The organism is Teichococcus deserti (genome assembly GCF_001982615.1).
GTDB lineage: Bacteria > Pseudomonadota > Alphaproteobacteria > Acetobacterales > Acetobacteraceae > Pseudoroseomonas > Pseudoroseomonas deserti.
Window position 1 is genome coordinate 1 of the sequence record NZ_MLCO01000033.1, and the last position, 6,229, is coordinate 6,229.

The 6,229-nt window shown below is 72.7% G+C and carries 6 protein-coding genes; 5 read left to right on the forward strand and 1 reads right to left on the reverse strand.

Translation table 11 applies throughout. From position 1 onward, the window contains the following. Positions 1-143: 143 nt before the first annotated feature. Entirely contained in the window at positions 144-1,025 is an 882-nt protein-coding gene (locus BKE38_RS05260; protein WP_076956319.1) for a LysR substrate-binding domain-containing protein, read from the reverse strand. A gap of 170 nt (positions 1,026-1,195) precedes the next feature. Between BKE38_RS05260 and BKE38_RS05265 the strand changes: the two genes are divergently transcribed. The 5 genes from BKE38_RS05265 to BKE38_RS05285 all read left to right on the forward strand — a co-directional run bounded on the left by BKE38_RS05265 (position 1,196) and on the right by BKE38_RS05285 (position 6,105). Continuing rightward, complete coding sequence (locus BKE38_RS05265) at positions 1,196-1,561, forward strand: CidA/LrgA family protein (RefSeq protein WP_165694114.1); 366 nt, start codon at positions 1,196-1,198, stop codon at positions 1,559-1,561. Continuing rightward, positions 1,554-2,270: an LrgB family protein gene (locus BKE38_RS05270; protein ID WP_076956321.1), complete on the forward strand. Its 717-nt coding sequence runs from the start codon at positions 1,554-1,556 to the stop codon at positions 2,268-2,270. The genes BKE38_RS05265 and BKE38_RS05270 overlap by 8 nt, the downstream gene beginning before the upstream one ends. Positions 2,271-2,399: 129 nt before the next feature. Further along, positions 2,400-3,443 (forward strand): substrate-binding domain-containing protein, encoded by a 1,044-nt coding sequence (locus tag BKE38_RS05275; RefSeq protein ID WP_076956322.1) that lies wholly within the window; start codon positions 2,400-2,402, stop codon positions 3,441-3,443. 511 nt (positions 3,444-3,954) lie between these two features. Next, complete coding sequence (locus BKE38_RS05280) at positions 3,955-4,758, forward strand: alpha/beta fold hydrolase (protein ID WP_076956323.1); 804 nt, start codon at positions 3,955-3,957, stop codon at positions 4,756-4,758. A gap of 9 nt (positions 4,759-4,767) precedes the next feature. Next, a complete protein-coding gene (locus tag BKE38_RS05285; RefSeq protein WP_076956324.1) occupies positions 4,768-6,105 on the forward strand; it encodes a GGDEF domain-containing protein in 1,338 nt (445 codons plus the stop codon). The last annotated feature ends 124 nt before the right edge of the window (positions 6,106-6,229 follow it).

Genomic DNA, 6,229 nt, shown 5'->3' on the forward strand with positions numbered 1-6,229 from the left:
GCATGGCCCCCGCCGACCGCCCCCGGCTGCGGCGGATCATGTCCCTCATCGCCGCCGTCGAAGCCTCGTTCCGCACGGAGGCGGATCCCTGAGCGCGTGATCGGCGGGCTTCCACAGCCGGAGACGTGATCACCCGCTCGCTGCTAGAACCCCATATGCTCGCGGACAACGCCGACCCAGGCGCGGGCGGCATCCGACAGCGGCGCGTCGCGGCGCCAGACCAGGCCGGCGCGCCAGCGCAGGTCGGGCTCGTCGATCAGGACGGTGGCCAGGCCAAGGTGCGGGCGGCTCTCCAGCATCAGCCGCGGCAGCACGGCGACGCCGAGCCCCGCCGCGGCCAGCGCGATGATGAAATCGGCCTGGCCGCTGCGCGCCGCCTCGCGTGGGGCGAAGCCGCGGCGGCGGCAGGCGCTCTCGATCAGGTCGTTCAGCGCGAAGCCCTGCTCGAACAGGATGAAGGGACTGTCCTGCAGCGCCGCCAGCCGGATCTTCTCCGCCCCTTCCAGCGCATGGCCGGGGGGCAGCACCGCCATCAGCGGGTCGTCGCGCACCTCCTGCCAGTGCAGCGCGTCGGGCACCGGGTGCAGCGCGACGGCCAGGTCCAGCTGGCCGGCCAGCACCGCCTCCTGCAGCCGGCGGCCGCCCTGCTCGCTCAGGTCGATGGTGATGCCGGGGAAGCGGGCGCGGAAGGCGGCGACCAGCGGCGCGAAGAGCACGGCGCTGCCGAAGCTGGGCAGGCCCAGCCGCAGCCGCCCCTGCAGCAGCCCGCGGCTGGCGGCGATCTCGGCCAGCATGGCCTCGCGCTGCTCCAGCATGGCGCGGGCGTGGCGCAGCACGACCTCGCCCAGGCTGGTCAGCGCCACGCCATGGCCCAGCCGGATCAGCAGCGGCCCGCCCAGCTCCTCCTCCAGCTGGCGCACGGCCTTGCTGATGGTGGGCTGGGTGGCCGCGATGCTTCGCCCGGCGGCGGAGAAGCCGCCCTCCTGTGCCACGGCCGCGAAGGCACGCAACGCGCGCAGATCCATCGGTCCTTCCTATTCCTGATACGAATGCAGCAAATTCGTTCAATTCATTTCAAGCATACTGCGATGCGGCATAGAACGGAAACATGTCAGCCACCACGGCCTCTTCTGGCGCTTTTGCGGGCGATTCTTCTGCGAACCATCGGGTGCGGCGGCTCGGCCGCCTGCTTCGCGTGCAACTGCACCGCGGCACGGCAGCCCAGATCGCGCTGCTGACGGCGATCTGGTGGGGCGCTAGCCAACTTGGCGCGCTGGTCGGGCTGCCGCTGCCGGGCTCGATCCTGGGCATGCTGCTGCTGCTGACGGCGATCGGCGGCGGGCTGCTGCCGCTGCGCTGGATCCGCCACGGCGCCTCGCTGCTGCTGGGCCATCTGGTGCTGTTCCTGATTCCGCCGATGCTGGCGCTGATCGACCACCCGGACCTGCTCAGCCTGGTCGGGCTGAAGCTGCTCGGCGCCATCCTTGTGGGCACGCTGGTGGTGATGGCCGGCACCGCCAAGGTGATCGACCTCTGCCTGGCCCGCAGCCACCATGGCTGACGCCGCCGCGGCGCTGGGCTGGCAGGAGCTCGCGACCAGCGCCGCGGTCTGGAGCACGGTGACGCTCGGCCTGTATCTCGGCTCCCGCCGGCTGCACCGGCGCTTCCGCGCCTGGTGGAGCAGCCCGCTGCTGGCCACCTGGATCGGCTGCATGGCCATCGTGCTGGGCTCGGGCAGCGACTACCGCCACTACCTCTCCGGCACCGGCTGGCTGGCCATGCTGCTGGGGCCTGCGACCGTCGCCTTCGCGCTGCCGGTCTACGAGCAGCGCCAGGTGATCCGGCGCCACTGGAAGGTGCTGATGATCGGCGTGGTCACCGGCAGCCTGCTGTCGGTCGGCGTCTCCTGGGGGCTGGCCATGCTGCTGCACCTGTCGCCAGAGCTGCGCGCCAGCCTGCTGCCGCGCTCGATCACCACGCCGCTGGCCATGTCGATCGCCGGCAAATCCGGCGGCATCCCCGGGCTGACGGCCACCTTCACCGCGGTCACCGGCCTCTTCGGCGCCGCCTGCGGCGGGTCGATGGGCCGGCTGCTGCGGCTGCGGAGCAGCTTCGCCCGCGGCGCCCTCTACGGCATGGGGGCGCATGGCGCCGGCGTCGCGCGCGCCTATCAGATCGGCCGGGAGGAAGGCTCGATCGCCAGCACGGTCATGGTGGTGGCCGGGGTGCTGAACGTGCTGATCGCCAGCCTGGTGGTGGCGCTGCTCTGAGGCCCTCGCATCCATGTGACGCTGCCGCGGCGCCCGCGACGATGATTCGATACTGAAATATTCTGGCAATGCCTGAATAGTCCGGCCCGGGGCCGCCCGCTTCCGGGGGTTCGGCAGGGAATGACGGGCATGCCGCTTGGCTCCAGGATAGGCATCGTGCTGCTGCTGGCCGGCCTCTGGCCAGCCGCCATGCAGGCCCAGCCGCGCGAGATGGCGCTGGTCACCGGCAGTTCCACCGTCTTCCCCTTCAGCCGTGCCGTCGCCGAGGCGGTCGGCCGCGCCGCCGGCGGCGAGCGGGTGCAGGTGGCCAGCACCGGCACCGTGCATGGCTTCGCGCAGTTCTGCCGCGGCGCGGGCCTCGGCGCCCCCGACGTGCAGGATGCCTCGCGCCGCATCACCGCCGGCGAGTTCACCCTCTGCCTGCGCAACGGCGTCAACGAGATCATGGAGATCCCGATCGGCTTCGACGGCATCGTCGTGGCCCATCGCCGCGGCCTGCCCTCGCCGGATTTTTCCCTGCGCCAGCTCTGGCTGGGAGTGGCGCGGCAGGTGCCGCAGGGCGGGCGCATGGTCGCCAATCCTTTCTTCAACTGGCGGCAGATTTCGCCGGCGCTGCCGGACTGGCCGATCCGGGTCATCGGGCCGCCGCCGAGCTCCGGCACCCGCGACAGCTTCGTCGAGCTGGTGATGGCCGCAAGCTGCGCCGCCGCCGCCGAGATCCGCGCCCTGCCCGACGCCGCCGAGCGTGCCCGGGCCTGCACGGCGCTGCGCGAGGACGGCGCCTGGATCGATGCGGGCGAGGACGACCAGGTCACCATTCGCCGCATCGTCGAGGGCGCCGACGGGGTGCTGGGCATCTTCGGCTTCAGCTTCCTCGAGGCGGCGCAGGACCGCATCGAGGGCGCCGCCATCGAGGGCGTCGACGACACGCCGGAGACCATCGCCGAGGGCCGCTACCCGCTGTCGCGCCCGCTCTACCTCTACGTCAAGCGGCCCAACCTGGACCGGGTGCCGGCGCTGCGCGACTTCCTGTTGGAATACGCTTCCGAGCGGGCGCTGGGGCGGGAGGGCTATCTGGCGCGGCTCGGGCTGGTGCCGCCCTCGGCCACCCGTCTGCGGATGATCCAGGACACGGTGCGCGACCGGATCATCATGCTGCGCCGCCCGGGCTGACGTCGTTTCCAGCCAGGCGCGCCGGCCTGCCGGTCGTCCTCCCTGGCCTGCCGGGCTCCGGCAAGCGACCCTCGCCCGCCGCCTGGCGGCGCGGCGGGCCCGGCCGGCGACATGCCGCCCATGCCCTGGCCGAGGCCCAGCTGCGCCCGACGCCGGGGCGACGGGCCGGCGCCGGCCGGATGCGCCTCGCTGGAACCCGTCGAAGTTGTGCATTCCATCTCCGGCACAACCCTGTGAGGGCGGCCGCGCATGCCGCTGATCACGCAACAGAGTTGCAGCGGAGCCGGCATCGTCGGGCGCGAAGCGCTGGCGCAGCCGTGACCAACGCGGATGTGGCCGGTCCCAATTTTACGGCCTATTCATCTCCTGGCCCCGCTGCGGTCCGAAGATCCGTTGACCTTCGCGTGCGCAGCCGGGGCTTCCCCGCTCGCCGGCGTTGAAAGCCCGGAACGCGGGACCCCACAATGCTTTCACGGTCCCTTAAGGGTCACAGCAGGTTCGGGAGCCCGCCTTGTCCCCTCGCTTCTCCGCCCTGAACGGCCGCATCGACGGTCAGGGAGCGGGCACCATCGTCCTCTCGCATGGCTTCGGCACCGACCAAACCGCCTGGGCCCCGATCCGCGACTGGCTGGCGCCGCGCTTCCGCGTCGTCTCCTTCGACCTCGCCGGCTGCGGCGCCGGCGGCGCCGAGGCCTATGACCCGCGCCGGCACGATTCCCTCTACGGCTTCGCCGATGACCTGATCGAGATCCTCGACGAGCTCGGCATCGAGGACTGCATCTATATCGGCCATTCGGTCAGCGGCATGATCGGCGCCGCCGCCGCGGCGGTGCGGCCGGAGCCCTTCCGCCAGCTGGTGATGATCGGCGCCTCGCCGCGCTACCTGAACGATGGCGACTACCAGGGCGGCTTCGACCAGCAGGATCTGGACGGGCTCCATGCCGGCATGGCGGCCAATTTCCAGGCCTGGGGCGCCGGCTTCGCCCCCGCGGTCGTCGGCGTCCCCGACCGCGCCGCGGTCGACGAGTTCTGCCGCACCCTGTTCCTGATGCGGCCCGACGTCGCCCTGTCGATCTCGCGCACCATCTTCCAGTCCGACATGCGCGAGGTCGCGTCGCGGCTGGAAAGCCCGACCCTGCTGCTGCAGACCCGCCAGGACCTCGCCGTGCCGATGGCGGTCGCGCAATGGCTGCAGCGGCATATCGACGGCGCCGAGCTCGCCGTGGTCGAGGCCGAGGGCCATCTGCCGCACATGACCGCCCCGGCGGCGGTGATCGACATCCTGGCGGCCCGGCTGGCCGTCCTGCCGGGCTAGGCCGCGGCCATGCTGCTGGACGCGATTCCCGCCGGGCTCGAGGAGGATGACGGGCTGCGCGCGCTGACCGGCTTCGCCCGCCAGGCCGCCGGCGCCGACCTGATCATCGCCTACGAGGCCGGCGCCGACGGGCTGGCCATGCCGCTGGCCGCCGAGCCGGGCCCGCTGCCGCGCCCCTTCTCCACCGCCGGGCTGCGGCTGGAGGAGCAGGATTTCTCGGGCGGCCCGCTGCCCGCCGCCAGGATCCGCCTGCCCAGCGCCGTGCTGGCCGCCCTCGGCCGCCCGGCAGGCCGCGTCTACCACCTGGCCGCCCCCACCCCCGAGGCACCGCGCAGTGGGGTGCTGATGCTCTATGCCGCCAACCCGGCCTGGCAATGCGACTGCCCCTTCCGCAGCGGCGTCGGCCAGGGCGTGCCGCTGCTGGGCAAGGTCTTCGCGCAGATGCTGGCGGCCCGGCGCGCGGTGCTGCAGCGGCGCCAGCTGGGCGAGCGCTTCCACGACCTGTTCGAGAGCGTCCATAACGGCATCGCCATCCTCGACGGCGACGGCAGCACCGCCCTGGTCAACCAGGCCGCGGCGCAGCTGCTGGACCTGCCGGCCGGCGAGCTGCCCGCCGCGCGCCTCGCCGCCGCCATGCGCCGCCTGCGCGAGGGCGCCGCCAATGGCGCCGAGCTGGCGGACACCTATGCTCCGCTGCAGGGCGACCTGAACTATGCCCTGGTCACCCATTGGCTGCTGGGCGAGCGGCAGTTCGAGGTCGACACCCATCCGATCCTGGGCGATGGCCGCCAGGGCCGTATCTGGCTGTTCGCCGATGTCACCGCCCAGCGCCGCGCCCAGGAGGAGCTGCGCCGCATGGCCGGCACCGACCCGCTGACCGGCCTGCCCAACCGCCGCCATTTCACCGCCACCGGCCAGGCCCTGCTCGAGCGCCTGCGCGCGGCCGGCCAGCCGCTCGGCCTGCTGATGCTCGACATCGACCATTTCAAGTCGATCAACGACCGCTTCGGCCATCCGGTCGGCGACCTGGTGCTGCAGGCGGTGGCGCAGCGCTGCCGCGAGCTGATGCGCGACCAGCAGGACATGATCGCCCGCCTGGGCGGCGAGGAATTCGCAGCCCTCCTGCCGAATGCCGGCCCGGCCGAGACCGCCGCCGTCGCCGAGCGGCTGCGCGCCGCGGTCGCCGCCGCGCCGGTGTCCTCGCCGGGCGGCGAGGTCGCGGTGCGGGTTTCGATCGGCGGCGCCGTGCTGACCGGCGAGGAGGCGCTGGACGCCGCGCTGGAACGCGCCGACCGCGCCCTCTACGTCTCCAAGCAGACCGGCCGCGACCGTTTTTCGTTCGGCTGAGCCTTTCTGTCGGGGGGGGCGGCCGCCGGATGGCCTCGGCGTGGCGCTTGTCGGGTTGGCGCCTTATCTCTGACAGGTTCCGGCAGATGGACCCCCCGCGCATGGCCGACACCGCCCCGAGCCA